The sequence below is a fragment of the Chryseobacterium gwangjuense genome, from assembly GCF_021311115.1.
GTDB classification, from domain to species: domain Bacteria; phylum Bacteroidota; class Bacteroidia; order Flavobacteriales; family Weeksellaceae; genus Chryseobacterium; species Chryseobacterium gwangjuense.
The window spans coordinates 84854-109332 of sequence record NZ_JAJTNP010000003.1; the positions used below are offsets into that span (position 1 = coordinate 84854).

Consider the following 24479-nt stretch of genomic DNA (forward strand, 5'->3'; position numbering starts at 1 on the left):
TGAACTTATAATGTATACTCTACAAACTGTAAGTTTGCTAAGGCGCTTACAATTTCATCCTTATGTTTCAGTTTTATTTTAGCTATAATTGATGCTTTTTCCTGTGAATCGAAGTTGACGATTTTCGCGTCAAATTTTGATAATAAGGTGAAAATGACATTCTGCTGATTAAAGTTAAATTGGATTTTAATTTCAATTTCCAATTCTTTGGTAACGATATTTGCTTCTTCCAGGGTAATTTTCGCACATTCTTTATATGCTTTTACCAAGCCGGAAACACCTAGTTTCGTTCCGCCATAATAACGAACTGAAATAACCAGAACATTGGTGATTTCATTTGCTAAAAGCTGGTTGTAAATGGGCAAACCTGCACTTCCTGAAGGTTCTCCGTCATCATTGGCACGATAATTTTCACCATTCAAACCCATTCGAAAAGCGTAGCAATGATGCGTTGCTTTCGGATGTTCCGCTCTTATTTTTTCCAAAGCGTTTTTTAATTCTACTTCATTATCCACAGGAAAGGCAAAGCCGATGAATTTGCTTCCTTTTTCCTTTAATAAAGTATTTTCGACGGGTTTTTCTATGGTTTTGTATTCGTATATCATTGAGTATGCAAAAATATAGAATGGAATATAATTTTAATAGTTTTATATTAAAAATGTCGCCGATAGGCGACATTTATGATTTGGTTTAATAGTTAGACTATGGCCAGTTATTGAATTGCTCACAAGTATTTGTTATTGCCAAAATAGCTTTTTCTCTACCACCTGTAATACATTTGTCACAAGCCCAAGTTCCGCCCATTGCAATGCATTGGCAGCGAGGTCCCATACTGACAGACCAAGATCCGCCACATGGTTCAGGTCCAAAATCACCTAATCCTCCAGGATTTCCCCATTCTCCACCATGAATTTGCTTTAAAGCAGTTCTGGAAATTTTCTTTAAATTTTTCATAAAATATTTTTTTCATGTCTAATATAAAAATAAAATTCCAACAATGGTGATTTTTATTGATGAAAATAATAGATAATATTATCTCTGAAATTCTCAGTTTTATAAGGTTTAAAATCAAATTGAGGAGCTAGAGTTCCATTCTCCAGTTTTAGATTTTCATTTTTAATGATAATGGCTTCATCCCAAAGATTAGCATTGATGAACTGTTGTAAAGTAAACTTTCCGCCTTCAATAATCACAGATTGGATCTGTTCTTTGTATAAAGCTTGCATTAAATCAGACAGGAAATTTTCTTTTCCAATTTTTATGAAATGAATATTTTCTTTGCTTTCTTCTTTTATGGAATTGAAAACTAAAGTTTTAGCTTCCGTATTGTAAATGCTGAAATCTTGAGGAACTTTTAAATCAAAATCAATTAAGATTCTCACAGGATTTGTGCCTTCCACATTTCTTACAGTTAAGCTCGGATTGTCATTCAAAGCGGTTTGAGTTCCTACTAAAATAGCGTGTTCGTCAGCTCTTAATTGATGAACAAATTGATTCACCAAAGTATTGGAAATGGAGGTGGGTTTGAAATCTTTATCTAAAAATCCATCTCCGGATTCTGCCCATTTCAGAATGATATACGGTCTTTTCTTTTCATGATATGTGAAAAATCTTTTATTTAATTCAATACATTCTTTCTCCAAAATCCCGGAAACTACTTCAATCCCTGCATCCTGAATGATTTTTTTTCCTTTTCCGTTTACTTTATCATGAGAATCCATGGCTCCGATGATCACCTTTTTGAATCCTAATTCTTTAATTTTCAGAGCGCAGGGCGGGGTTTTTCCGTAATGGGCACAAGGTTCCAATGAAACGTAAATGGTAGATTCAGGGATCAGATTTTTGTCTTTTACGGAATTGATGGCATTTATTTCAGCATGAGGTTCTCCGGTTTTATGATGGTAGCCTTCACCAATTATTTTTCCATCATGAACAATTACGCTTCCTACCAAAGGATTAGGATAGGTTTTTCCGCTAGCTTTTTGGGCTAATTCGATGCATCTTTTAATGTAAAATTCGTCTTGCATAGGAAAGAAAAAAGCGAAGACAAATGATTGGCTCCGCTTTTTAGATGTTTTAATAAATTTATTCTCCTGCAATAATGCTGTGAAGATTTTGTCTTAATGTTTCTAAATGAGCTTTTTTCTCATCGATGGTATTGAAAGTGTCTTTCAATAGAGGGTTTTCTCTTGATGGCTTATTGAAGAATGATAAGTTATTCTCCAGTTTTACAATTTCAGCTTCAAGATCAGAAATCTGACTCTTGATTTTTCTAGCTTTATCGGTAAGCTGGTTTTCAGATAAACCTTCTTCTTTAAGTTCAAGCTCGTTGATTTTATTCAGCTTCAGTTTCTCTCTCAGAGTTTTGTTGAACTCAGTGTTGATCGAGATCTTATCTCTCGGAACTTTTCCGATATTATTCCAAGCAGTTTTAATGGCTTCGATCTTTTCGATACTGCCATCTTCATTGGAAACCATTTTCAGTTCTTCAAGAAGCTCTTTTTTGTTTTTATAATTTTCTTTCCAGTTATCTGTGGAAGTATTACTTTTTTCTCTGTAATTGTTGAAAAACGTATTGCAGGCATCACGGAATTCATCCCAGATTTTATTGGTCATACTTTTAGGAACGTGACCAATTTTTTTCCAGTCTTCCTGAAGCTTTTTGAATAAGGGTACAGCAATATCCCACTCTTCATTGTTCATGTTATCCTTAGCCGTCTGGATGAGTTTTAACTTTTCTTCCAGATGATTCTGCTGAGAACCTTTTAAGGACTTATAATAATTATTTTTATTTGTATTGAAACTTCTTAAGGTCGTTTTGAACTCATTCCAGTTTTGATTAGACAGTTTTCTTGGAACACTTCCTGTTTTTAAAAACTCGGAACGAAGATCTTCAACTTTTCGGATGGCATTCTGCCAATAATTATGATTAGGAATTTCCGAAGGCTCTGCAAGTTTCTTGATATCACTGATAATCTGATTTTTTTTGTCCAGATTTACCGTTTGTTCAGATTCTATGGCAGCAGAAAGTTCAGATTTTCTTTCGTGTATTTTGTTGGAAATTTCTTTGAATTCTTCCCATGTCTTTTCACGGAATTCTTCAGCAACAGGCTCAGCTTCCTCTTTCCAAAGTTTGTGAAGGTACTGAAGCTCATTCAGTGCTTTTTGAATCACAGGTTCATTTTCCAGTTCTTTGGCACGTTCTATAATGTGCTGTCTTTTCTCCAAATTATGACCGTATTCCTGCTCAAGAAATTCTTTATTTAAATCCAGCATTTGATAAAACTGATTCAGATGATGGAAGTAATTGTTGTTAAGGATTTTAAATTCAGATTTAGCAACCTGTCCAGCTTTAGACCATTCTTCTTTGATCTCACGGATCGATTTAAAAAGATTTGTTCCCGGTTCGGAATTGGTATACAGGTTTTTAAGTCGTTCAATAATGCTTTGGCGATGCTCAAGGCTTTTCTTCTGATCTTCTTCCTGTCCTTTTTGGTAAGTGTCATGCTTTTCTCTGAAGATATTCACTAAAGCGGAAAACTTGGCTTGGGAAGGATGTTCGTAACTAAAATTCTCAGGAGCATTTCCGGTTTCTACATACTCATGTTTTTTATCTTCTGTCTCATCATGAATGTAATGGCTTGCTTTTTCCTTTAAAAGATTGAATTTTTTGAAATTTTCACCAGCATTAGGCATGTTGATGATTTTTTCCATTTCCTTTAAAGCATCCGACAAAGAAATTTCAACTTCTTCTTCATGATCTTCTACAGATTCTGTGTCTTCATCATGAGGGGGTTCATGAGAAGAAAGGGTTTCTTCTGATGAATTTTGTGGAGATACTTCGGGGGTGTTTTTCTTTTCTTCGTTTTCAGAAAGATTGTTTTCTGTAGTCATAGCAAGTCTTTTATGTGAGAGGCAATAATATCTTCTAAATATAGCAATAAGCCAATTAAAACACTAATTTATGTTATTTTTTTTGAAAATTCCAAATTTCCCAGGCTTTTTCTGCCTGTTGTTCCAGCATATAATAGCCATTCACGGTTTTTGCTCCTTTTTCGGAAGCATTGATGATGAATTGGGTGTAGTTGGGGTTATAAATTAAATCAATCACCAGATGATCTTTAGAAAGCCCTTCAAAAGGGAACTTCAGACAGTCTTCTACATTCGGGAAAGTTCCGACGGGAGTGCACTGAATAATAATAGGATGATCTTCAACGGTTTTCTGATCTAAATTATCAAAATTGATTGCTGTGCTTCTGGAAACAGTGATAGATGCAATTCCTAGTTTATCCAAAACATATTGTACGGCTTTTGCAGCCCCTCCGTTGCCTAAAATAAGAGCAGAGTTTTGGTGGGCTTTTTTATGAAGAAGCAATGTTTTTTCAAATCCGAAAGCATCGGTATTGTATCCTGTTTTTTTTCCGTCACGAATCAAGACACAGTTTACAGCGCCAATCTTTTTAGCTTCATCACTCAGCTCATCTAGATAATCAATGATTTTTTCTTTGTAAGGAATAGTGACATTAAATCCTAAAAGATCGGGAGTGGAAAATAAATGTTCAACTTCATGGAGTTCATTTAAGTCAAAAATTTCATAAGAAAAATCTTTCAGCATCAGTTTTTGAAATTTATTTTCAAAGAAATTTTTTGAAAAAGAATAAGAAATATTGCGTCCTATTAAACCTAATTTTTTGTTGGAAATCATACTTCAAAAATAAAAAAAAGACCGAAAAAAATCGGTCTTTAAAAGGTTAAATTTTGTATTTATTCTACAATGAATTTTGTAGTATTGAGATCTGTTTTCAGTAAATAAACTCCTTTTGATAAAGATTTAAGATCTATTTTGTTAGAGTTCTTAAAAGGATGCTGAATGACCTGAATAAGTTTTCCTGAAAGATCAATAATTTCTGCTTTCGAAATTTTATTTAGGTTTTCTCCTTTTACAAACAGTTGATTATTTTTAACTGGATTAGGGTAAATACTGAATGTTTTTTCTTTTGAAGTTTCAGTTGTAGCCAAGGTGCTATAGCAAGTCCAGCTCAGATCATCAATCGCAACTCGGTTTCCGGTAGTTGGATTAACGATTTTTATGACAACATTTCCGCTTACATTGATGTTGTTGATGGTAACAGGAGTTGATGATGTAGCTGTATATGGGATGGTTCCTACCTGAACTCCATTTACTTCAACATTAAGACTGCTTGAACTTCCGGAGAATTTTAAGGCAGCAGTCACTGTCAAGCTCTGAATTCCTCCGGAAAGAGTAGAGCTGGTAAGATTTCCGTTTCTAATAGTAATAGCTTTGTTGTTGGAATTATCAATAATGCTTTGATCTGTTCTTGCATCGGTTGCATTCCATGTAATTCCGTTATTAGTCCAGGTTTGAGTAGCATAACTTGAAGAAGCAGCCGGAATATTGTTGAAGTCTTCAGTACCACAGCTTCCTCCTCCTGGTTGTCCTGCAAGAGTAGTTTGTGTTGCAGTATTACTTTGAGGTGATGAATTTCCTGCGGCATCTTTAGCAATAACATAGAATGTGTAGGTTGTAGAAGGAGTTAATCCCTGAACTGTTGCGGTTGTTCCTGTTACGGTAGCATAAAGAGTTCCGTTAGAAAAATAAATATCATATCCAGTTACTCCTATATTGTCTGTAGCAGCGGTCCAGCTTAAAGAAATTGAATTGCTGGTAGGGTTGCTGGCCACTAAATTGGTAGCAGCTGTAGGAGCTTGGGTGTCTACAACAGGTGTTCCCCAAATCTGATCAACATATTCAGGATGATCAATGTAAGGGTTTCTGTTTCCCTGATAAGTATAAGAAGCATTGTTTCTTCCGATTTCGGCAGGAGAAACAGGATCTAATGTATTCCAAGCTAATAATTGATTAAGCTCCCAAGTTTGAAGACCGGGAAAAGCTGAACCTCCCAACATATTTCCGGAGCTGAATCCGGAGAGTTGTGTTTCATATCGGGTTACAAAATAAAGAATCATTCTTGCAATGTCTCCTTTAAAAGCATCGATTGGCTCAAAAACAGTTCCTGAATATCCCGGAGAAACAGAAGTTCCCAGTTTAGAACCATTCAAAGAAGTAAAAGAAGCAGAACCTACTTTTCCGTAAGGATAGTTAGATCTCATTCCGTTTACTTTTCCATCGGTCGCTCTGATGAAATGGATGTCTGCAACCATTGGAGAATTACTGTTGAACAAACTTTGAGGTACTACGTGTTCTCTGTTGTAGCAATTTCCTTCTGTACTGTAAGAACCACATTGGTTGGTCCCGTAAGTAAAAGTATAAGGATCTGTACCTGTAGGATTTTCGGAATAAATGTCTAAGATGGTTCCGTCGTTTTCATAGTAATAATCACGATCGGTGGTTTGGTAACCTGTCCAAAGTCCGCCATAGCCATGATCTACGTGACCATTGGTGATGATTTGATTCAGTTTTGTTTTCAAAGCAGCACCGGTAAGTCCTGCTGTACCATTATAATATCCTGTTGGAATCTGAGCAAATGCACTAATAAACGCGCATGTAAACAGCAAAGAAAATAATATTCGTTTCATTTTTTAAAATTGGGGGCGTAAAGGTACGAAAAAATGAAGCGTTATATATTAACTTTTAGTAATATAGCCTTTGCCGATCTTTGAGAAGAACCATGAAATAAGGATACCGAATACTGAAGCGGTAAGGGTAACAATGATATAATTATTGCCTACGATTTTGATAGGAAAAGGCAATGTTCCTATAGCTTTGAAGAATTCTGTATACAATTGGAAATAGCATAAAAGAGTACCTAGAATCAATCCGGAAATAATTCCTAAAACTACAATAAGAACTCCCGTATAAAAATAGGTTTTTCTTAAATGTGCTAAAGGAAATCCTAGAGAAACCAATGATCTTGCCTGTTCTTTTTTATCAAGTTGCAAAATGATAATAGCCCCTGCAAGGTTGAAGGTTGTAATGAAGATCACCAATGCAAAAATAAGATAGATGAACAGTTTTTCTGTATTAATCATTTTCCAGAACGCTGCATTTTCCTCCTCTTTTGTTTTTATTTCGACCGTTTTTCCAAGTTGTGATACCAAGCTTTGCTTCACCAAATCTGCATTTTCAGGATTTTTAAGTTTAATCACAATCTGATATGCCGATTTTTTAGGAAGATTCAGTAACTCTTCAGTCAGCTCAATAGGAGCGATAATATAGTTGTTGAGTTGATCATTTCCCGGAAAAATCCCTGTTACGAAAATATTTTTTTTATTATAAATATCTTCTTCCTTAGTGATTATCCCTGTTCCTGGTTTAGGCATGAAAATCGTAGCGAAATCTGCCGTAGAATCTACAGGGATAGAGAGTCTGTTTTTGAGAGAATGCTCCATGAGCACCTCATTTGAATATTTAAAATTGGGATAAGTCCCGTAGAAAATACTTTTGTCAATAGGGTTTACTTTGGTATAGGCAGAATCTACACCTCGTAAATAGGCGATATCTCCTTTACCGCTGTAGTTGATGTATACTTTTTCTTCTATAACTTTTGAAAAGTTTAGAATATCCCTGTTCTTTTTTAAAACATCTTCAGCCTGCTGTAAATTTTTGATGGTTTTTCCCGACTTACTTTTTAAAGTAAGATCGGCATGCAGATTGGCAACAAGGTCTTTATTGAAATCTTCAAGCCCGGAGAATACTGAGATGATGACAAACATTGCAGTCACAGCTACTGCCATCGCGCTCACAGCAAGCCACGTGATAAACGTAACAGCAGTGCTCCCTTTTTTTGCTAAAAGGTACCTGGATGCGATATAAAATGCAATGTTTTTCAAAGGTTTTTATAAAACAGGATTGTCGCCTTCGCCTCTTAATTCTCTTTCTAGTTTTTCTACATCATCAAGAGTGGTGTCCAGATAAAAATTAAGCTGAGGAATAACACGCACTTGTTTTGCCATTTTCTGACCGATGAAATTTCTATACTGAGCTTTGTTTTCTTCAATTTCCTTCATCACTGCACTGCGATGTTCCTGCGGGAAAATACTTAAATAAATTTTTGCAATACCTAAATCCGCTGTTACTTTTACATCAGAAACGCTTACTAAAATGCTTTGTTGGCTGCTGGCAGCCTGTTTGCGGAAAAGCTCTGCGAAGTCTTCCTGTATAATCTGTGCTACTTTTCTTTGTCTGTTACTTTCCATAAGTTCTGCAAATTTAGTACTTTTGTTTGAATTGATACTTTGAAATTCAAATGCAGTATCAAATTTACAATTTAAAATTATTGATTAATATTTTATGAAGCTAGAACATATCGGTATTGCCGTAAAGTCTTTAGGGATCTCAGACGAGCTTTTTACTAAATTATTAGGAAAAGAATCTTACAAAAAAGAAACTGTGGAAAGAGAAGGTGTTGTAACCTCTTTTTATGAAACCGGAGAAAGTAAGATTGAGCTTTTGGAAGCCAGTAATCCGGAAAGCCCTATTTCAAAATTTATAGATAAAAAAGGCGAAGGTATCCATCATTTGGCATTTGGAGTAGAAAATATATTAGAAGAAGTAAAAAGATTAAAAAATGAAGGTTTTCAGTTTATCTCTGAAGAACCGAAAGAAGGTGCTGATAACAAATTAGTTGTCTTCCTACACCCTAAATCAACCAATGGAGTACTGGTAGAATTGTGCCAAGAAAAGCGATAAAAAGTTTTGTAGTGAAAGAAATTTTGCTATTTTTGCAAACACAAAATTTAACCAAAGTTTTGAGGTCCTATAGCTCAGTTGGTTAGAGCACCTGACTCATAATCAGGTGGTCCCTGGTTCGAGCCCAGGTGGGACCACTATTCGGAAACCTTTTTCACAAGAGGTTTCCGTTTTTTTTAGTTTCAATAAGGGTAGAAAATGTTAGAAAGTCAACATGACCGTCAACATTAAATCTACAGTATAAGAAATTGTTAACAAACTTAGTTAACGGTTGTTTAAGAACCGATGAACACTACCACTTTTTTTCTTTCAATGGAAAAAATTTCGAGATCTCCTATACTTAAATTATATTATGTAAAATTATTGAATATGATATTGTTTGTATATTCGGGAAAATAAAATTAAATACGATGGATTACAAAATAGTTGTTGGAATCAATGCTGTTGATCTTGAAAAAAATGTTAAGTCATACTTATTGTTGGGGTGGCAACTACAGGGTGGTGTTAGTGCTATGAACGGAGGTCTTTTTCAGGCAATGACAAAAACTAACTAACTAACTAACTAACTAACTAACTAACAAAAATACCCACTTAATTTGTGGGTGTTTTTCATAATAGAATCAAGTATTGGTGTGTTTTTTCTTTTAACTTTTCTTTGCCATTTACAAGTACGATAGAACAAATCATCGTTATATCAAAAGGCAGGATAAAGTATGGATAGTGTATGAGGAATACCACTCCATAATATTATCGAATTCAATTTGCCATCAGTATTATAACGAATCAACTTAAAAGTATATTTTTTATAAAAAAACATTGAATTTCAATGGTTTTGTTTTTTGCGGAAAGGAAAGGATTCTAACTCGATACAGTTACGAGTGTACTACCTTTCCAGGGTAGCTCCTTCAATCTAGGAGAGCCGATGAAAGAGTGTTATTTTCTGTAAAGCACAATTTTCCTTTCCTGATCTTCTGTTTTTAAAACCAGTTTATCTTCTTTAATGGTAACTATTCCGAATAACCTATTCGGAGTGTCTTCCTTTTCAGGACCTTCATACGATAAGGTTAAGATGTTGTTTGCAATGTGATAGCTTCCTGTAGTGAATGTTGTAATATCAAACGAAAATGTTTCTTTAAACTTGTTTCCGTCCAATATATGCAAACAGAATTTATCCGTTTTTGTACAATAGTTGCCGACTGTAATTGCTTTTGTTTGTGAGAATAAGAGGTTGGAACTGAAAATAGAAAACGTGATAAGACAAAAAAATAGTAATTTTTTCATACGCTGATTTTACATTTTAAAAAGTTTTCAAGTTTAAGAATTTTCTTTGAGAATAATCATGAAAACAACGTTTTTTTTAGATAAATCTAAGTTTATCTTTTTTATGTTGAAATTTGTCTTAAATATATATTGTTTCTTATTGTAATTGTATGTTTAATTGATGCTCCGCTAATTTTGTAAAAAGAATTTTAGAAATGAATCATAAAGTATGAAGAAAGATTGCGTACTTGTTTAAGATTTTTGTGATTTAAAAATTTAATTAAATGAACACATTTATCGACATTGGTATCAATTTAACCAATAAACAATTTTACAACGAACATGAAGAAATCATTAACCGAGCTTTGGATAATGGAGTAGAGCACATGATTCTCACAGGAACAAGCGTTCGTGGAAGTAAAGAATCTGCAGCTATTGCGGAAGATTATCCTGAAATTTTATTTTCAACAGCAGGAATTCATCCTCATGATGCAAAATCTTTTACTACTGAAAGTACAAATGAATTAAGGAAACTATTAAAACAATACCACGTTGTTTCAGTGGGAGAATGCGGGCTGGATTTCGACAGAGATTTCTCTCCAAGACCCATTCAGGAAAAATGCTATCGTGCCCAGCTCGAATTGTCAATGGAAGTCAATAAACCTCTTTTTCTTCATGAAAGATCAGCTTTCAAAAGATTTAATGAAATTACGGATGAATATTTGTCTAAACTTCCCGAAGCTGTAATTCACTGTTTTACCGGAACCTTGCACGAGGCGAAAACGTATTTGGACAAAGGCTTTTACTTAGGATTTACCGGAGCAATCAGTGATCAGAAAAGATTTAAACATTTAGAAGAGGTCATCAGATACGCTCCGCTCGACAGAATAATGATTGAAACAGATGCGCCATTTATGCTTCCGAAAAATATGCCGAGAATACAAAATCGTAGGAATGAACCCTCTTATTTGCCTTATGTTGCCCAAACGATTGCCTATTTAAAGAAAATCAGTATTTCCGAAGTCGCCGACGAAACGACAGAAGTTGCCCGAAATTTTTTCAGAATATAAAAAAGAGTTTTACAGATAAAGTAAAACTCTTTTTTTATGTATGTTAAATTATATGTTAGCTAAACTTATAAACTTTTAATAGCCGATTCCAAAGCCAGTTCCATCATAGGTTTTAAAGCTGTTTCTCTTTCGTCGGCAGAGATTTTTTCATGAGTAGGAATAATATCCGTTACCGTAAGAATCGTAGCTGCGTTTTTTCCTAAATGTTGAGCATTAGCAAATAATCCAAATGCTTCCATTTCTACAGCGGGACAATTATATTTTGTGGCAATAGCAGGAACAGCAGAATCTTTTCTGTAGAAAATATCACTACTGTGAACATTAATAGCCTTCGTTGTTAAAGATAATTCCTCAGCGGTTGCATTAATTGTGTCGAAAATATTCCCTTGATGAGAAAGAATATCACCTTCAATTTCCCATGCATATTTTGCATAAGTACTTTCACTTGCTGCTTTTTCAACGTTTAAAATATCAAAAGTTTTCAGGTCTGTTGTATAAGCTCCACAAGTTCCGATTCTGATGATCGTATCCACTTCATATTCCGTATACAATTCAAAAGAATAAATTCCGATACTCGGAAAGCCCATTCCACTTGCTCCTACAGTGATTTCTTTTCCTTTATAAAGACCCGTATAATAAAAAATACCTCTTGTTTTACTGACTAGTCTGGCGTTTTCTAAAAAATTTTCTGCAATATACTGTGCACGAAGCGGATCTCCCGGCTGCAATACTACTTTAGCTATTTCTCCTTTTTTTGCACTAATGTGAATACTCATAATCTTATTTTGAATGTGCAAAGATAACAAATATGTGTAGATTGAATTGTTAAACTATCATTTAGTGAATTTTTTTAATTGATTATGTTCTTTAAGTAAAATTTATCAAGCATTATTCTTTCTCTTTTCTGAACTGTGTGGGGGTCATATTTTTAACTTTCTTAAAAACCCGGTTATAATAAGGAATATCGTTAAAGCCGGAAGCAAAACAAACTTCCGTAATAGACAAATTTGTTTTTAACAGCATTTGGCATGAAGATTCAATTCTGAATGTTGCCAGGTAAGTAAAAAAAGATTTCCCTGTCATTTTTTTGAAGAATACACAAAAAGAAGATTTCTGCATACCAACTGATTTTGAAATTTCTTCCAGGGTAATATTTCGTTGGAAATTGCTTAAGATGAAAAGGTAGATTTCCTGTAATTTTTTCTCTTTTTTATTTTCAATAACAGGTCTTCCGACAATCTGCATTTTTTTACAGTAAGAAATCAGTTCCAGTATTTTAAAAAAAGAAGAAATTCTTTCAATACTATTTTGATGAATCATATCGGTCATTAGAATCTGAAGCTTATCTAACAATTCATCTTTAAAAGAAACAGCATTTTCATTACTTTGAAGCTCAGAAATACTGTTGAAAAATTCCGGGAAAAGATTTTTACAGCTTTCCAGAAAATCATCTTCAAAAACAATCGTAATATTCTCGATTTTACCTTCACTGTCGTGAACAGACTCATCAAAAGACCAACAATGCGGAATATTGGGTGGAATAAGAATAACTTCACCTTTCGAAAAATTTTCTACAATATCACCAATAATTCTCGCACCGCTTCCTGTAATAATATAAGACAATTCCCATGTCTCCTGTTGATGAAGCGGAACTTGTTGATTCCACTTGATATGAACATGATCAAAGTGGAAAGTGGTTGTTCTTGCTTTTGGATAATATTTTAAGTTTTGCTTCATATGAAGAAATAAAACTGGATTAATGTAAATATAAGACAATAATTAAAAAATATAGAACAAGCTTTTTGAAATCACATCTTATATTTTTGCAGTAAATTTTTGATCTAAATATGAATCCGACCCTAACTATTTCTCAATCAAAGCCGCATTATGAAATTCTTGACGGGCTTCGTGGTGTGGCCGCTATTATGGTTGTATTTTTCCACGTTTTTGAAACATTTTCGAACGGAGATCATACCAGACAAATTATTAATCACGGTTATTTGGCTGTAGATTTTTTCTTTATGCTTTCGGGATATGTGATTAGTTATGCTTATGATAATCGCTGGAATCAGATGACCTTAAAAAATTTCTTTATCCGTCGTTTGGTAAGATTACAGCCGATGATCATTATGGGGTCAGTAGTCGGGGCTGTTTTATTCTATTTTCAGCAATCAGAAGGCTTGGGTTGGGGTGGCATCTCTACAACTCCGGTTTGGAAATTATTATTGGTGATGTTTATAGGGATGACTGTGATTCCTGTTGGAAAAAGTTTCGATATCAGAGGGTGGAACGAAATGCATCCTTTGAACGGACCCGCTTGGTCATTATTTTTTGAATATATAGCGAACATTGTTTATGCTTTAGTTTTAAGAAAAGTTTCCAAAATTGTACTTGGAATTTTAGTGTTGATTTCAGCTGGATTTACGATTAATTATGCCTTTACCAATCCAAATGGAGATATAATTGGCGGTTGGTCTATCGATGATTTCACACAATTGAAAATTGGTTTTATAAGACTAACTTTCCCTTTTTTGATGGGAATATTTTTAGCAAGAGCCATTAAATTAAGGTTCACTAAAAATGCTTTTTTCACCACAAGTGTTTTATTGATCATTTTATTTGCATTTCCGCGCTTAGGAGGAACTACGGAACATTGGAAAAATGCTTTTTATGAATGTTTTACACTAATGATCATGTTTCCGATTATTATTTTGTTAGGAGCAGGCGGAAAAGTTGTGGGTGAAAAAGCAAACCGACTCTGTAAATTTCTAGGGAATATTTCGTACCCGATTTATATTACGCATTTTCCGCTGGTGTACGTTTATATGGCTTGGGTTGCCAATGGAAAACATACATTAGAAGAACCTCAATCATGGATTTTAGGGTTACTGACAGTATTTAGTTCAATAATTTTAGCTTATGGTTTTATGAAATACTATGATATTCCTGTGAGGAAATGGTTAAACAAAAAATTAATTTCAAATAAATAAAAGATTAAATGAAAATAGAACATATTGCTTTTTGGGTGAGGGATTTGGAGATTATGAGAAATTTCTATGAAAAGTATTTCGGAGCTATTTCTAATGAAAAATACCATAATCCTGTGAAAAATTTCGAATCTTATTTTTTAAGTTTTGAAAACGGAAGCAGATTGGAAATTATGACCAGACCAGATATTCAGGAAGGGAACAATTCTTTTGAAGCTCAGAAATTTGGAATTATTCATCTTGCATTTTCAACGGGAACTAAAGAAAAAGTTGATGAACTGACTGAAATATTAAGAACAGATGGTTACAAAGTGGTGGGAGAGCCCAGAACATCAGGTGATGGATACTATGAAAGTGTAATTCTCGACCCTGAAAACAATATCATCGAAATTATAAGATAGTTTTAATTCTCAAAGCGAAACTCATGTTTGTTTTGGCTCGGCTCGGATCGAAGATCCGAGCCGATTTGTTGTTGGTATATAAATGAGGATTTAAGATTTCCCAAGCTATCATTCTATGGGTAAATTATAAAATAGCAAGAAAAACATTTATCTTTGCCCCAGTAAAATTATGACAATACAAAGAGCACATATCAGTTTGAATCTATGCGATCGCCCTGCAGTAAAGGGATCGTTTGGATGTGAATGCATGATATTGGATGAGGTGAAATGTGCTTGCTTTGGAAATTATTTACAATAAACTAGTAAAAATTTTATCAAAATATAGTAGAAACGCCTCGAACATCGAGGCGTTTTTTGTGTTTTTAGAGTGAAAATTATTTAGAATGAAAAAAAATAACCATAAAAGTGAAAATTATTTAAACGAAAATGAACAACTAATAAGAAAATAAAGCGTGATAATTAACCCGATGAGAGACAGTCATTTAGGTATTTAATACATCTGCAAAATATTGCGGACGGAAATTCTCTATTCTAAAATTTAAATTTAATTAATTGATTTTCAGTTAGTTGATTTTAAAATAAATTTGTGAGTTAAAAAAAATCATTCTTACTTTGCAATCGAAAATTGAAAGCAACAAGTTTTCAAGCCTTTCAAAAAACTTATTTAAAACAAGAACAATACAATGAAACCATTACATAGCATACCCAATTTAAATTCACAACGCGGTACATCACCGATGGGGCAGAGTTGTGCTTGTGTTATTCTTCATGATAGTGAATTTTTGGAAAAAAGGTGCTTATATATATGGGTCAGCTAATGAACTGACACGTCTAAATTATAAAGCGCCTCCCAAAAAGAGGCGCTTTTTTTATGGTTTCTCTAGCTTATTTGGTAAAGCGTCGGTTTGTGGCACCGGAAAACAGGGTTCGATTCCCGGAGATACCCCAAAATGTGAATGGTCAATAGTGAATTTTGTTTCACAAGTGAATTTAAAATTGATAAGCAGAGCGAATTGACAATTGGCCATTCATCAATTAATAACAATCTCATAGCTCAAATGGTTAGAGCACCGGTCTTTTAAACCGGGGGTTGAAAGTTCAAATCTTTCTGGGATTACAAAAAAAGGAGAGTAGGCAAATATTGGTTTGTTGCGGCTTACTGCTAATGAGTTCTACGACAGTAGTGAAGGTTCGATTCCTTTGCTCTCCGCAAAAAGGTCTATTGAGGTAATGGCTAACCTTCCCGACTGTCTCTCGGGCACTGCGAGTTCGATTCTCGCATAGACCGCAAAGATTCACGGAAAATTTCAGATCCGACTGTCTCTTGGAAAGAAATTGAAAGTGAATCTGCAAAACTGGAAAGATAACGGTGGTTGTTTACCCGCCCTGGACGCGGGAGGTCATAGGTTCGAATCCTATTTTCCAGACGATAAAAGTGAATGGTCAATCGTAAATTTTACTTCGTCAGTGAATTTTAAAATTGACAAGCAAAGCGATTGATAATTGACTATTCACTTATTAAAAACGATTCTGTAGCTCAATGGTAGAGCACTGGTCTGTTAAACCAGAAGTTGAAAGTTCGAATCTTTCCGGAATCGCAAAAACCAAATGTTAGTTGTTTCAAAAGAGAAAAAGAAAAGGTTTGTCGAGAGCAGATGATCTTTACGCCAAAAAAACACAATATAATAGACAAACTTTTTCTTAACTCAAAAAATGATAATTAGTATTTAAGGGCAGAAAGATGAATGAAGAAAGTTTAAACATAATATAATTTTTAGGCAAAATGAAGTCTGTCAAAGCGCAGAAGTTCTTATATCAAACAAAAATAAGACAGGCTTTGTTTTTAATGAAAATTTAAAAAGAATAATCAGTAAAGAAGAAATTACTCATTGTCTATTACTGATTACTTATAAAAAATGATGGTTCGCCGAAGTGGAAGAGTCGGGGCGGTCTGCAAAACCGTTGCGTGAGCTGAGTGGGTTTGAATCCCATAACCATCTCAAATGACTAAATGAGATAAGTCCCGAAGAAAAAAAAAGTTTGTCGAGCGCAGAAGTTCTTACATCAAACAAAAAATTAAAGACAGGCTTTATTTTTCTTCAAAAAATTAAAAAAGCGGTATAAAGTTATTACTCATTACCAATTACTTATTACTCATAAAAATTGACATTATTAACAAATAATTACTTAAACAAACATGTAGAAAAAATGGAAACGCAACAACAAATATGGCAGAACATGACTGGGAAAATTTTCCAACGCTCTATCACACAGCTGGTAGAAGAAGCCATCATCCGCGAACAGGCAAATGGGCACCGACTGAAAGTATGTGTGGGTTCAGACTCTCACGTTTACGGTGATGCCATCAATTATGCTACGGCAGTTGTCTTTATCCGTGAGGGAAAAGGAGCGTTTACCTTTATTAGAAAAGAAAGAGAAATACAGAATATCAGTATCAAAGAACGAATGCTGAATGAGGTGAACAAATCGGTAGAAATCGCTTATGCAATCTGTTCTATTCTGGAAACTTATGAGGTGGAAATGGAGGTACACGCAGACATTAATACCGATCCGGATTTCAAATCCAACGTTGCTTTGAAAGATGCAATGGGTTATATTCTGGGAATGGGATATGTATTTAAAGCAAAACCTTATGCATTCGCAAGTTCAAATTGTGCTGATATGATGGTGTAAAATAGCAAGAAGCGGATACCGGAAGTGATATAAAGTTAAAAAAATAACAAAATTTTTCACAACGCAAAAACATTGCGTAATGCTGTTTTTACTTTGCATCAACAAAATGAAACAATACTAAAATGTTGAAAAACAGATTTTAGTCAAAATATCAGGCAGGTCTTGTTGGGTGTTTCGGTATATCACCATTGCAGAAGAATTTGTTGAGAAACATGATTTCGTTCTGTTCAACTTGACCTGAAGGTTTGAGGAATTTTCCAAAAAATTTCTACTATACGCTATGGGTCGGAGGTTCGAATCCTTCTATTTCCTTCGGGGAAGTATAACTCAGTTAGGTAGAGTAATAGCATTAAAGCGAGGGTTCGACTCCCTCTCTCGTTACGCACGGGATAGCTCAGTTGGTTAGAGCACTACGCTTTTAACGTAGGTTTGAAATAGACTCAAAATCTATTTTTTTTCGAGAGTTTGAATATCTCATAAAAATATTCACCATAGGAAAGTCCGGGATTTTTTTCGGTTGTTGAATCAACATTTCGAAAAAGCCTGCAAGAAAAGATGTTTTCTGAAAATGAAATTCAGTTGATGAACAGATGATGATTGGACAAATTTTTCTAAAAAAGACGGTTTTCTGCGTGAGCGATGGTAATGGATATCCTTTTTTTGTCACATTGAGCGGAGTCGAAATGTGAACAAAAAAGATAGAAATGAACGTAGCGACCCAAGCTGCTGCTTTTAGCGATGGGAGGGGACACGCCCAAAATCAGATTCATTAGAAAATCAGTTCAAAAGCATTGTTCGGAAATGAATAGACTTATTTGAACTCCTTTCCTTCCGCCATTTTGGGAAGAAGAGATTCCGGATTTTTCTTTTTTAATTAAAATCAATAACCATTTAAAATAATAAAACGATGATAAAAAATGTACAAATTAAAGCGTATGAAACAGGTTTGGTTTTCAAAAACGGAAACTTAATCGAAATTTTAAAAGAAGGTAATTTCTGGATTTTCGGAGATAAATCTGTGGAAGTTTATGATATGAAAGTCTTGTTTAAAACCAATACTGATCTTAATCTTTTATTGAAAAATGAAAGCCTGAAATCTCTATTGGAGGTCGTTGAGGTGAAAGACGGTGAAATTGTTCTGATGTACGAAAATGGAATTTTTAAAGAAGTTCTGAATGTTGGTCAATATGCTTTCTGGAAAGGAATTTTAAACAGAGAATTTCAAAAAATCGACTTAACGAAAGTTGAGATCACGGAAAAGATTTCTAAAACCATTCTTGAAAATATGAAGCTGAAAAACTTCGTAAGAAAATTTGTGATCACCAATCAATATAAAGGACTTTTGCTGATTGACGGAAAATTAACTAAAATTCTGGAAGCAGGAACGTATTACTTCTGGAACAACGAAATTTCCATCGATGTAAAAGCTGTTGATACTCGTATGCAACAAATGGAAATTGCAGGACAAGAGCTTCTGACAAAGGATAAAGCAATGCTTCGTATCAATTTCTATGTACGTTATCAGGTGGAAAGCATTGAAAAAGCGTTGATGGAAAATAAGGAGTATGATAAGCAATTGTATATTTTGATGCAGCTGGCTTTACGTGAATTCGTTGGAGCTTTAACATTGGATGAATTGTTGTTGAAAAAAGATGCTGTAGGAAAAGAAATCCTCGAAAATCTTGGGAACAAGGCCGAAGAATTAGGTTTGAAGGCTTCCGATGCAGGAATCAGAGATGTGATTCTGACGGGAGAAATGAAGGAAATCATGAATCAGGTTTTGATTGCCGAGAAAAAAGCTCAGGCAAACAGCATCATGAGACGTGAGGAGACTGCTTCTACAAGAAGTTTGCTGAATACGGCGAAATTAATGGAAGAAAACGAAGTGCTTTGGAAGCTGAAAGAAATGGAATATATGGAGAAAATTGCCGATAAGATTGGAGATATCACCGTTTCCGGAAACAGCAACATTGTTTCTCAGTTAAAAGAAATTTTTGCTAAATAGAAACTAATAACGATGATGATAAAGAGAGGTTTTGTGAAAGCAAAGCCTTTTTTTATTTAATTTTTCTCAATCGTTGATTCGGGTTGTTTAGTTGCTTCAGATAAGTTTGTATATTTGAAAAGTTGCGAGCTATGCTCAAAGATGAGGTTGTTAAACACTAATAATACAGAATAAACAAAAGAATGCTCTTTAATTCTATTGAATTTGTAATTTTCTTACCTGCGATTTTTATATTGTATTGGTACATAGTCAATAAAAATCTTAAACTTCAAAATGGATTATTGCTGGTCGCGAGTTATTTTTTCTATGCTTGCTGGGACTGGCGCTTTCTGTTTTTATTGATGTTTTCTACTTTACTTGATTACGTTACAGGACTAAAAATGCAAAGTGCAAGAAATTTAAAATTCAAGCGCATTTGGTTTTGGTTGAGTGTTGTGATCAACCTGGGATTTCTTGGAGTATTCAAATATTATAATTTTTTTGCGGCTTCTTTTGTTAGTTTATTTAGTCGTATAGGATGGGAATTCAATCCGGTAATGATTAATGTAATTTTACCTGTGGGAATTTCTTTTTATACATTTCATGGACTTTCTTATGTGATTGATTTATATAACAATAAAATTAAAGCAGAAAAGAGTTTTGTAGATTACGCCTTATTTGTAAGTTTTTTTCCTCTTTTGGTTGCAGGACCTATAGAAAGAGCAACCCATCTTCTTCCGCAAATCAAGAAAAAGAGAGTTTTCAATTATGATCAAGCGGCAGATGGTTTGAGGCAAATATTGTGGGGATTATTCAAAAAAGTGGTCATTGCAGATAATTGTGCAGAATTTGCAAATCAAATTTTTAATCTTTCCGGAGATATGAACGGGAGCGCACTTGTTTTGGGGGCTGTCTTTTTTGCTTTTCAGATTTATGGTGATTTTTCAGGATATTCGGATATCGCTTTAGGAACAGCGAGACTTTTTGGAATTGATTTACTACGTAATTTTGCTTTCCCATATTTTTCCAGAGATTTTGCAGAGTTCTGGAGACGGTGGCATATTTCGCTTTCATCTTGGTTCAAAGATTATTTATATATACCGCTGGGAGGAAGTAAAGGAGGAAAATGGATGCGGGTGAGGAATACATTCATCATTTTTATCGTCAGTGGTTTTTGGCATGGTGCCAATTGGACATTTGTAGTATGGGGATTATTAAATGCACTATTTATAATGCCGTCAATCCTCATGAAAACCAACCGAAAAAATTTAGAAATTGTCTCAAAAGGTAAACAATGGCCAACTTTACGGGAGTTTTCACAAATATTGATCACTTTTGGTTTGACTGTTTTTGCATGGATATTTTTTAGAGCTGAAAATATAACGCATGCTTACCATTACATATCCGGAATTTTTTCGGCGTCGCTTTTAGAAATACCTGAATTTGCAGAAAAGAAAAAGGCACTTATAACCATAATTCTTATCATCATCTTCATTTGCATAGAGTGGAAAGGACGAGAAAATCAATATGCAATTGAAAAATTGGGGTTAGAATGGAAGAAACCTCTTCGATATGCCATGTATTATGCAATTATTATTTCTCTTTTTTGGTTTGGAGGGAACGTACAGCAATTTATTTACTTTCAATTTTAATCCATGATTAGAAAACTTATAATCAAGACAGCTTACTTTACCATTCCCATAATACTATTGTATGGCATTGCAATGTTTTTGAGAGTCAGAACTGAAAGTCCTGATGTTTTAAGAATGGGGATGTTTCCTAATATTTATATGCATTACAGGGATCAGTTTAATTTATCTGAGAAAGAGAAATTTGAAAGAGTATCGCACACAAAGAAAAATAATTTTGAGTTTTTAACAATCGGTGATTCTTTTTCGGATCAGAAAGGATATGGATACAATCATTTTCTAGCAGAAAAGTATAGTACTTTACACGTTGATCATTACATTGCCAATAATCAGATTCAAACCTTAATAAATCTTGTAAACGGTGACTTCTTCGATCATTATAAGGTCAAATATGTTATTTTGCAGCATGTAGAGCGTAATTTTATTACTAATATTAAAGAAATAGATTTCAATGCGAAAATATCTAAAAGTCAAATAGATTCTATAATTGTAAACCATCATGAAACAGTAATTGATCAAAAGGATTCTGAATTTTTTTCCAGACCAACACTTGAGTTCCCGTTGTATGACCTGCCCAAGTTTTTTATATGCAATAATTATCTTTCGAATGATTTGATTTATAACTACAAGCTAAACTCAAAAAAATTGTTCAGCAATCATTCGGATAAATTACTTTTCTATAAAGTCGATCTTATATCAACCAGCCAGAATAACAACCCGCAAAATGTAATTCGGCTCAATAACATCCTCAACAAGATTTCAAAAAAACTTGAACAAAAGAATATCAAACTTATTATATTGCCGTCTCCGGACAAATACGATTTTTATTATGACTACATTATAGATAAGTCCAATTTGAAAAAACCATTATTTTTTGAGTATTTTCAGGCACTCAAAAAAGATTATTTATATATTAATTCCAAAGAGCTCTTAAAGTCACATATCAATAAAGAGTCTAATATTTATTTTTATGATGATACGCATTGGTCACCTGTAGCCTCAAAAATTATTGCAAATGAGATAAGTAAATTTGTTCAATAAGCAATACAAAAACTGCATTTTTTCAATGGGAAATTATTTTAAACTTTTCGATTTTTCACATAAAATCAATTATAAAAACGAAATTTTGGCGGGTTTTACGGTGGCAATGACCATGATTCCTGAATCTCTTTCGTTTGCAATTTTGGCCGGACTATCACCGTTAATTGGTTTGTATGCAGCTTTTATGATGGGTATAGTTACCGCAGTTTTAGGAGGTCGTCCAGGAATGGTTTCTGGCGGAGCTGGAGCTACGATTGTTGTCTTAATTGCATTAATCAAAACTCATGGAGTAGAATATCTCTTTGCAACAGTGGTTCTTGCTGGTATTTTTCAATTATTAGTCGGTGTTTTCAAACTTGGAAAGTTTGTGAGATTAATTCCGCAACCTGTTATGTATGGATTTTTAAATGGTTTAGCGGTCATTATTTTTATGGCTCAGGTGGAACAGTTTAAAGTTACAGATGCAAATGGAATTACAAGTTGGTTACAAGGTACATCCTTATATATAATGTCCGGATTGGTTGCTTTAACAATTGCCATTGTTTACTTTTTTCCTAAAATTACAAAAGCTGTTCCCGCTTCTTTGATTGCTATTTTGATTGTTTTTGCAGTGGTTTTAGGTTTTAATATCAATACAAAAACGGTTGCAGATATCGCTCATATCAGCGGAAGTTTGCCAAGCTTTCATATTCCGAGTATCCCTTTTTCATTAGAAACTTTACAGATTATTTTTCCATATGCCTTAATTATGGCCGGAGTTGGCCTTATTGAATCATTATTAACATTATCAATGGTCGATGAAATTACCAATTCAAAAGGAAGTGCCAACAAAGAATCTGTTGCACAGGGTTTAGCCAATATCACCAATGGGTTTTTCGGAGGAATGGGAGGTTGTGCAATGGTTGCTCAAACGTTGGTTAATTTAAATGCAGGTTCAAGAGCCAGACTTTCTGGAATAATAGCTTCAATTACCATTTTAATTATCATTTTGGTAGGAGCGCCATTTATTGAAAAAATTCCTATGGCTGCACTGGTTGGTGTCATGATGATGGTGGCGATCAGTACTTTTCAATGGGTGTCGGTTAGAATTGTCAATAAAATGCCGAAGTCTGATATTTTTGTCGGAATTACAGTAGCTTTAATTACCATTGTTCTTCACAATTTAGCATTGGCTGTATTAATAGGAGTTATTATTTCAGCATTGGTTTTTGCTTGGGATAATGCGAAAAGAATTCGGGCAAGGAAGCATATTGACGAAAACGGAATTAAGCATTACGAAATTTATGGCCCATTATTTTTCGGTTCAGTAACAGCTTTTACAGAAAAGTTTGATCCGATGAATGATCCCGAAGAAGTGGCTGTAGATTTTAAAGACAGTCGAATTGTTGATATGAGCGCAATTGATGCTTTAGATAAATTGTCAAAAAAATACAGCCAATTAAACAAAAAGCTTTATTTAAAACATTTAAGTGAAGACTGTATCAAAATGTTGAAAAATGCAGAAGCTGTAATCGAAGTAAATATTCAGGAAGATCCGACGTATAAAGTAATGCCGGAGAAGTGATTTTTTTGATTTTTTTCGAATAAGAGTCATAGAATATAAATAGGCAGTCTTAGATTTAAATGGTATCTTTGACAGGTAAGCTATCTATAATATTATAATATAAAACTTAGTGAGACAAAGTGTATTAGATCTTCATCCAAGCTTGGTGTGGGGATTTGCCATAACAGTAGTGGTTATGTTGCTTTTAGATTTAGGGATTTTTAATAAGAAAAGCCATGAAGTTTCTTCCAAAGAAGCCACCATTTGGTCTGTTGTATGGATTTCTTTATCAATGATTTTTTCAGGAATTGTATATTGGGCATTTAATGAAGCTGAAGGGCACAAATTGGCTCTGGAAAAATTTACACAATATCAAGCAGCTTACTGGATTGAAAAAGCACTTTCTGTAGATAATTTATTTGTATTTATTCTGGTCTTTGGATTCTTTAAAGTTCCTAAACATCTCCATCATAAAGTTTTGTTTTGGGGAATTATCGGAGCTCTGATATTTAGAGCCATATTTATTTTTGCAGGGATTGGGATTATTAATTTAACCTATCTTCCTGAAATGGAGGTTTTTGGAGATCCTGTGAAAATTAATATCGTGATGACCTTATTCGGATTATTCTTAGTGTATGCAGGAATAAAATCTTGGGGAGGGCATGACGGTCAAGATGATGAAGATTATAGTGATTCTGCAGGAGCAAAAATTGTAAAAAGTTTTTGGAAAGTTTCTTCTACATACGATGGAGATAAATTCTTTACCATTCAGAACGGAATAAAAATGGCAACGCCACTTTTGGTAGTTGTGGCCGTCATTGAATTTACAGATGTTTTGTTTGCAGTAGATTCTATACCCGCTATTTTTGCGATATCAGATGACCCTTTTATACTGTATACATCAAATATTTTTGCCATTCTAGGGCTTAGATCTTTGTACTTTTTATTAGCTAATTTTATTTATATGTTTAGCAAGCTGTCGTATGGTTTGGCTATCATTTTAGCTTTCATTGGAGTAAAAATGCTAATTGCACCTTGGATACATATTCCTTCTCCGATCTCTTTAGGAATTGTAGGTGGAGTTTTATTAATATCTGTGATTATCTCGATGATATTTCCGGACAATAAGATGAAAAAACAATTGGAAGAAAACGAAAATATCTAGGCTTTACATTAGTA

The 24479-nt window shown here is 34.0% G+C and carries 22 protein-coding genes and 7 tRNA genes; 18 read left to right on the plus strand and 11 right to left on the minus strand.

Features of this window, described 5'->3' with window-relative positions:
• Positions 1–5 precede the first annotated feature (5 nt).
• The 8 genes from LV842_RS06915 to rbfA form a co-directional block, all read right to left on the minus strand.
• Positions 6–605, minus strand: a complete 600-nt coding sequence (locus tag LV842_RS06915; RefSeq protein WP_233110731.1) for an IMPACT family protein — start codon at positions 603–605, stop codon at positions 6–8.
• Positions 606–702: 97 nt separating this feature from the next.
• The gene (locus tag LV842_RS06920) at positions 703–954 is read right to left on the minus strand and encodes a bacteriocin-like protein (protein ID WP_233110732.1); all 252 of its coding nucleotides are present in this window, start codon (positions 952–954) and stop codon (positions 703–705) included.
• A 53-nt stretch (positions 955–1007) separates the two neighbouring features.
• Entirely contained in the window at positions 1008–2027 is a 1020-nt protein-coding gene (gene ribD, locus LV842_RS06925) for a bifunctional diaminohydroxyphosphoribosylaminopyrimidine deaminase/5-amino-6-(5-phosphoribosylamino)uracil reductase RibD (protein WP_233110733.1), read from the minus strand.
• 58 nt (positions 2028–2085) lie between these two features.
• A complete protein-coding gene (locus tag LV842_RS06930; RefSeq protein ID WP_233110734.1) occupies positions 2086–3894 on the minus strand; it encodes a DUF349 domain-containing protein in 1809 nt (602 codons plus the stop codon).
• A 73-nt stretch (positions 3895–3967) separates the two neighbouring features.
• Positions 3968–4705: a shikimate dehydrogenase family protein gene (locus LV842_RS06935; protein ID WP_233110735.1), complete on the minus strand. Its 738-nt coding sequence runs from the start codon at positions 4703–4705 to the stop codon at positions 3968–3970.
• Positions 4706–4764: 59 nt separating this feature from the next.
• The gene (locus tag LV842_RS06940) at positions 4765–6558 is read right to left on the minus strand and encodes an endonuclease (RefSeq protein ID WP_233110736.1); all 1794 of its coding nucleotides are present in this window, start codon (positions 6556–6558) and stop codon (positions 4765–4767) included.
• A gap of 48 nt (positions 6559–6606) precedes the next feature.
• Entirely contained in the window at positions 6607–7812 is a 1206-nt protein-coding gene (locus tag LV842_RS06945; RefSeq protein WP_233110737.1) for an ABC transporter permease, read from the minus strand.
• Positions 7813–7818: 6 nt separating this feature from the next.
• Positions 7819–8178: a 30S ribosome-binding factor RbfA gene (gene rbfA / locus LV842_RS06950; protein WP_233110738.1), complete on the minus strand. Its 360-nt coding sequence runs from the start codon at positions 8176–8178 to the stop codon at positions 7819–7821.
• A gap of 94 nt (positions 8179–8272) precedes the next feature.
• On the opposite strand from rbfA, the gene mce reads away from it, so the two are divergent.
• The 3 genes from mce to LV842_RS06965 all read left to right on the plus strand — a co-directional run bounded on the left by mce (position 8273) and on the right by LV842_RS06965 (position 9225).
• Positions 8273–8671: a methylmalonyl-CoA epimerase gene (mce, locus tag LV842_RS06955; protein WP_233110739.1), complete on the plus strand. Its 399-nt coding sequence runs from the start codon at positions 8273–8275 to the stop codon at positions 8669–8671.
• Between the two features lie 63 nt (positions 8672–8734).
• Positions 8735–8808 (plus strand) — tRNA-Ile (locus LV842_RS06960).
• A 273-nt stretch (positions 8809–9081) separates the two neighbouring features.
• Positions 9082–9225, plus strand: coding sequence for a DUF1737 domain-containing protein (locus tag LV842_RS06965; RefSeq protein WP_233110740.1), 144 nt, complete (start codon positions 9082–9084; stop codon positions 9223–9225).
• Positions 9226–9604: 379 nt separating this feature from the next.
• On the opposite strand, the gene LV842_RS06970 is transcribed toward LV842_RS06965, so the two are convergent.
• A complete protein-coding gene (locus LV842_RS06970) occupies positions 9605–9952 on the minus strand; it encodes a hypothetical protein (protein WP_233110741.1) in 348 nt (115 codons plus the stop codon).
• A gap of 263 nt (positions 9953–10215) precedes the next feature.
• Between LV842_RS06970 and LV842_RS06975 the strand changes: the two genes are divergently transcribed.
• On the plus strand, positions 10216–11001 hold the full coding sequence (locus LV842_RS06975; RefSeq protein ID WP_233110742.1) for a TatD family hydrolase: 786 nt from the start codon (positions 10216–10218) through the stop codon (positions 10999–11001).
• 65 nt (positions 11002–11066) lie between these two features.
• Here LV842_RS06975 and deoD read toward each other — a convergent pair whose 3' ends face one another.
• Together deoD and LV842_RS06985 are read right to left on the minus strand one after the other, a co-directional pair.
• Positions 11067–11777, minus strand: coding sequence for a purine-nucleoside phosphorylase (deoD, locus tag LV842_RS06980; protein ID WP_233110743.1), 711 nt, complete (start codon positions 11775–11777; stop codon positions 11067–11069).
• A gap of 112 nt (positions 11778–11889) precedes the next feature.
• On the minus strand, positions 11890–12738 hold the full coding sequence (locus LV842_RS06985; RefSeq protein ID WP_233110744.1) for an AraC family transcriptional regulator: 849 nt from the start codon (positions 12736–12738) through the stop codon (positions 11890–11892).
• 110 nt (positions 12739–12848) lie between these two features.
• On the opposite strand from LV842_RS06985, the gene LV842_RS06990 reads away from it, so the two are divergent.
• The 14 genes from LV842_RS06990 to LV842_RS07055 all read left to right on the plus strand — a co-directional run bounded on the left by LV842_RS06990 (position 12849) and on the right by LV842_RS07055 (position 24465).
• Positions 12849–13991, plus strand: coding sequence for an acyltransferase family protein (locus LV842_RS06990; protein WP_233110745.1), 1143 nt, complete (start codon positions 12849–12851; stop codon positions 13989–13991).
• A gap of 8 nt (positions 13992–13999) precedes the next feature.
• Positions 14000–14389 carry a VOC family protein gene (locus LV842_RS06995; protein ID WP_233110746.1) on the plus strand — a complete coding sequence of 130 codons (390 nt, stop codon included), beginning with the start codon at positions 14000–14002 and terminating at the stop codon, positions 14387–14389.
• Between the two features lie 874 nt (positions 14390–15263).
• A tRNA-His gene (locus LV842_RS07000) sits at positions 15264–15337 on the plus strand.
• A gap of 95 nt (positions 15338–15432) precedes the next feature.
• Positions 15433–15506: transfer RNA gene (locus LV842_RS07005), tRNA-Lys, on the plus strand.
• 8 nt (positions 15507–15514) lie between these two features.
• A tRNA-Ser gene (locus tag LV842_RS07010) sits at positions 15515–15599 on the plus strand.
• A 145-nt stretch (positions 15600–15744) separates the two neighbouring features.
• Positions 15745–15816: transfer RNA gene (locus LV842_RS07015), tRNA-Pro, on the plus strand.
• 99 nt (positions 15817–15915) lie between these two features.
• Positions 15916–15987 (plus strand) — tRNA-Asn (locus LV842_RS07020).
• Between the two features lie 320 nt (positions 15988–16307).
• A tRNA-Cys gene (locus tag LV842_RS07025) sits at positions 16308–16389 on the plus strand.
• A gap of 208 nt (positions 16390–16597) precedes the next feature.
• Complete coding sequence (locus tag LV842_RS07030) at positions 16598–17083, plus strand: ribonuclease H-like YkuK family protein (protein ID WP_233110747.1); 486 nt, start codon at positions 16598–16600, stop codon at positions 17081–17083.
• 907 nt (positions 17084–17990) lie between these two features.
• Entirely contained in the window at positions 17991–19088 is a 1098-nt protein-coding gene (locus LV842_RS07035; RefSeq protein ID WP_233110748.1) for a slipin family protein, read from the plus strand.
• A 182-nt stretch (positions 19089–19270) separates the two neighbouring features.
• Positions 19271–20719: an MBOAT family O-acyltransferase gene (locus LV842_RS07040; protein ID WP_233110749.1), complete on the plus strand. Its 1449-nt coding sequence runs from the start codon at positions 19271–19273 to the stop codon at positions 20717–20719.
• Between the two features lie 3 nt (positions 20720–20722).
• The gene (locus LV842_RS07045; RefSeq protein ID WP_233110750.1) at positions 20723–21757 is read left to right on the plus strand and encodes an alginate O-acetyltransferase AlgX-related protein; all 1035 of its coding nucleotides are present in this window, start codon (positions 20723–20725) and stop codon (positions 21755–21757) included.
• Between the two features lie 25 nt (positions 21758–21782).
• Entirely contained in the window at positions 21783–23321 is a 1539-nt protein-coding gene (locus LV842_RS07050; RefSeq protein WP_233110751.1) for a SulP family inorganic anion transporter, read from the plus strand.
• 109 nt (positions 23322–23430) lie between these two features.
• Positions 23431–24465 (plus strand): TerC/Alx family metal homeostasis membrane protein, encoded by a 1035-nt coding sequence (locus tag LV842_RS07055; RefSeq protein WP_317207294.1) that lies wholly within the window; start codon positions 23431–23433, stop codon positions 24463–24465.
• Positions 24466–24479 lie beyond the last annotated feature (14 nt).

Excerpts from the sequence above, each read along its gene's own strand:
- LV842_RS07035 (WP_233110748.1), top strand. The coding sequence starts at position 17,991 with ATGATAAAAAATGTACAAATTAAAGCGTATGAAACAGGTTTGGTTTTC.
- LV842_RS06935 (WP_233110735.1), bottom strand. The coding sequence starts at position 4,705 with ATGATTTCCAACAAAAAATTAGGTTTAATAGGACGCAATATTTCTTAT.
- LV842_RS07045 (WP_233110750.1), top strand. The coding sequence starts at position 20,723 with ATGATTAGAAAACTTATAATCAAGACAGCTTACTTTACCATTCCCATA.
- LV842_RS07050 (WP_233110751.1), top strand. The coding sequence starts at position 21,783 with ATGGGAAATTATTTTAAACTTTTCGATTTTTCACATAAAATCAATTAT.
- LV842_RS06990 (WP_233110745.1), top strand. The coding sequence starts at position 12,849 with ATGAATCCGACCCTAACTATTTCTCAATCAAAGCCGCATTATGAAATT.
- ribD (WP_233110733.1), bottom strand. The coding sequence starts at position 2,027 with ATGCAAGACGAATTTTACATTAAAAGATGCATCGAATTAGCCCAAAAA.
- LV842_RS06915 (WP_233110731.1), bottom strand. The coding sequence starts at position 605 with ATGATATACGAATACAAAACCATAGAAAAACCCGTCGAAAATACTTTA.
- LV842_RS06940 (WP_233110736.1), bottom strand. The coding sequence starts at position 6,558 with ATGAAACGAATATTATTTTCTTTGCTGTTTACATGCGCGTTTATTAGT.
- mce (WP_233110739.1), top strand. The coding sequence starts at position 8,273 with ATGAAGCTAGAACATATCGGTATTGCCGTAAAGTCTTTAGGGATCTCA.
- LV842_RS06985 (WP_233110744.1), bottom strand. The coding sequence starts at position 12,738 with ATGAAGCAAAACTTAAAATATTATCCAAAAGCAAGAACAACCACTTTC.
- LV842_RS06995 (WP_233110746.1), top strand. The coding sequence starts at position 14,000 with ATGAAAATAGAACATATTGCTTTTTGGGTGAGGGATTTGGAGATTATG.
- LV842_RS07030 (WP_233110747.1), top strand. The coding sequence starts at position 16,598 with ATGGAAACGCAACAACAAATATGGCAGAACATGACTGGGAAAATTTTC.
- LV842_RS06930 (WP_233110734.1), bottom strand. The coding sequence starts at position 3,894 with ATGACTACAGAAAACAATCTTTCTGAAAACGAAGAAAAGAAAAACACC.
- LV842_RS07040 (WP_233110749.1), top strand. The coding sequence starts at position 19,271 with ATGCTCTTTAATTCTATTGAATTTGTAATTTTCTTACCTGCGATTTTT.
- rbfA (WP_233110738.1), bottom strand. The coding sequence starts at position 8,178 with ATGGAAAGTAACAGACAAAGAAAAGTAGCACAGATTATACAGGAAGAC.
- deoD (WP_233110743.1), bottom strand. The coding sequence starts at position 11,777 with ATGAGTATTCACATTAGTGCAAAAAAAGGAGAAATAGCTAAAGTAGTA.
- LV842_RS06920 (WP_233110732.1), bottom strand. The coding sequence starts at position 954 with ATGAAAAATTTAAAGAAAATTTCCAGAACTGCTTTAAAGCAAATTCAT.
- LV842_RS06970 (WP_233110741.1), bottom strand. The coding sequence starts at position 9,952 with ATGAAAAAATTACTATTTTTTTGTCTTATCACGTTTTCTATTTTCAGT.
- LV842_RS06965 (WP_233110740.1), top strand. The coding sequence starts at position 9,082 with ATGGATTACAAAATAGTTGTTGGAATCAATGCTGTTGATCTTGAAAAA.
- LV842_RS06975 (WP_233110742.1), top strand. The coding sequence starts at position 10,216 with ATGAACACATTTATCGACATTGGTATCAATTTAACCAATAAACAATTT.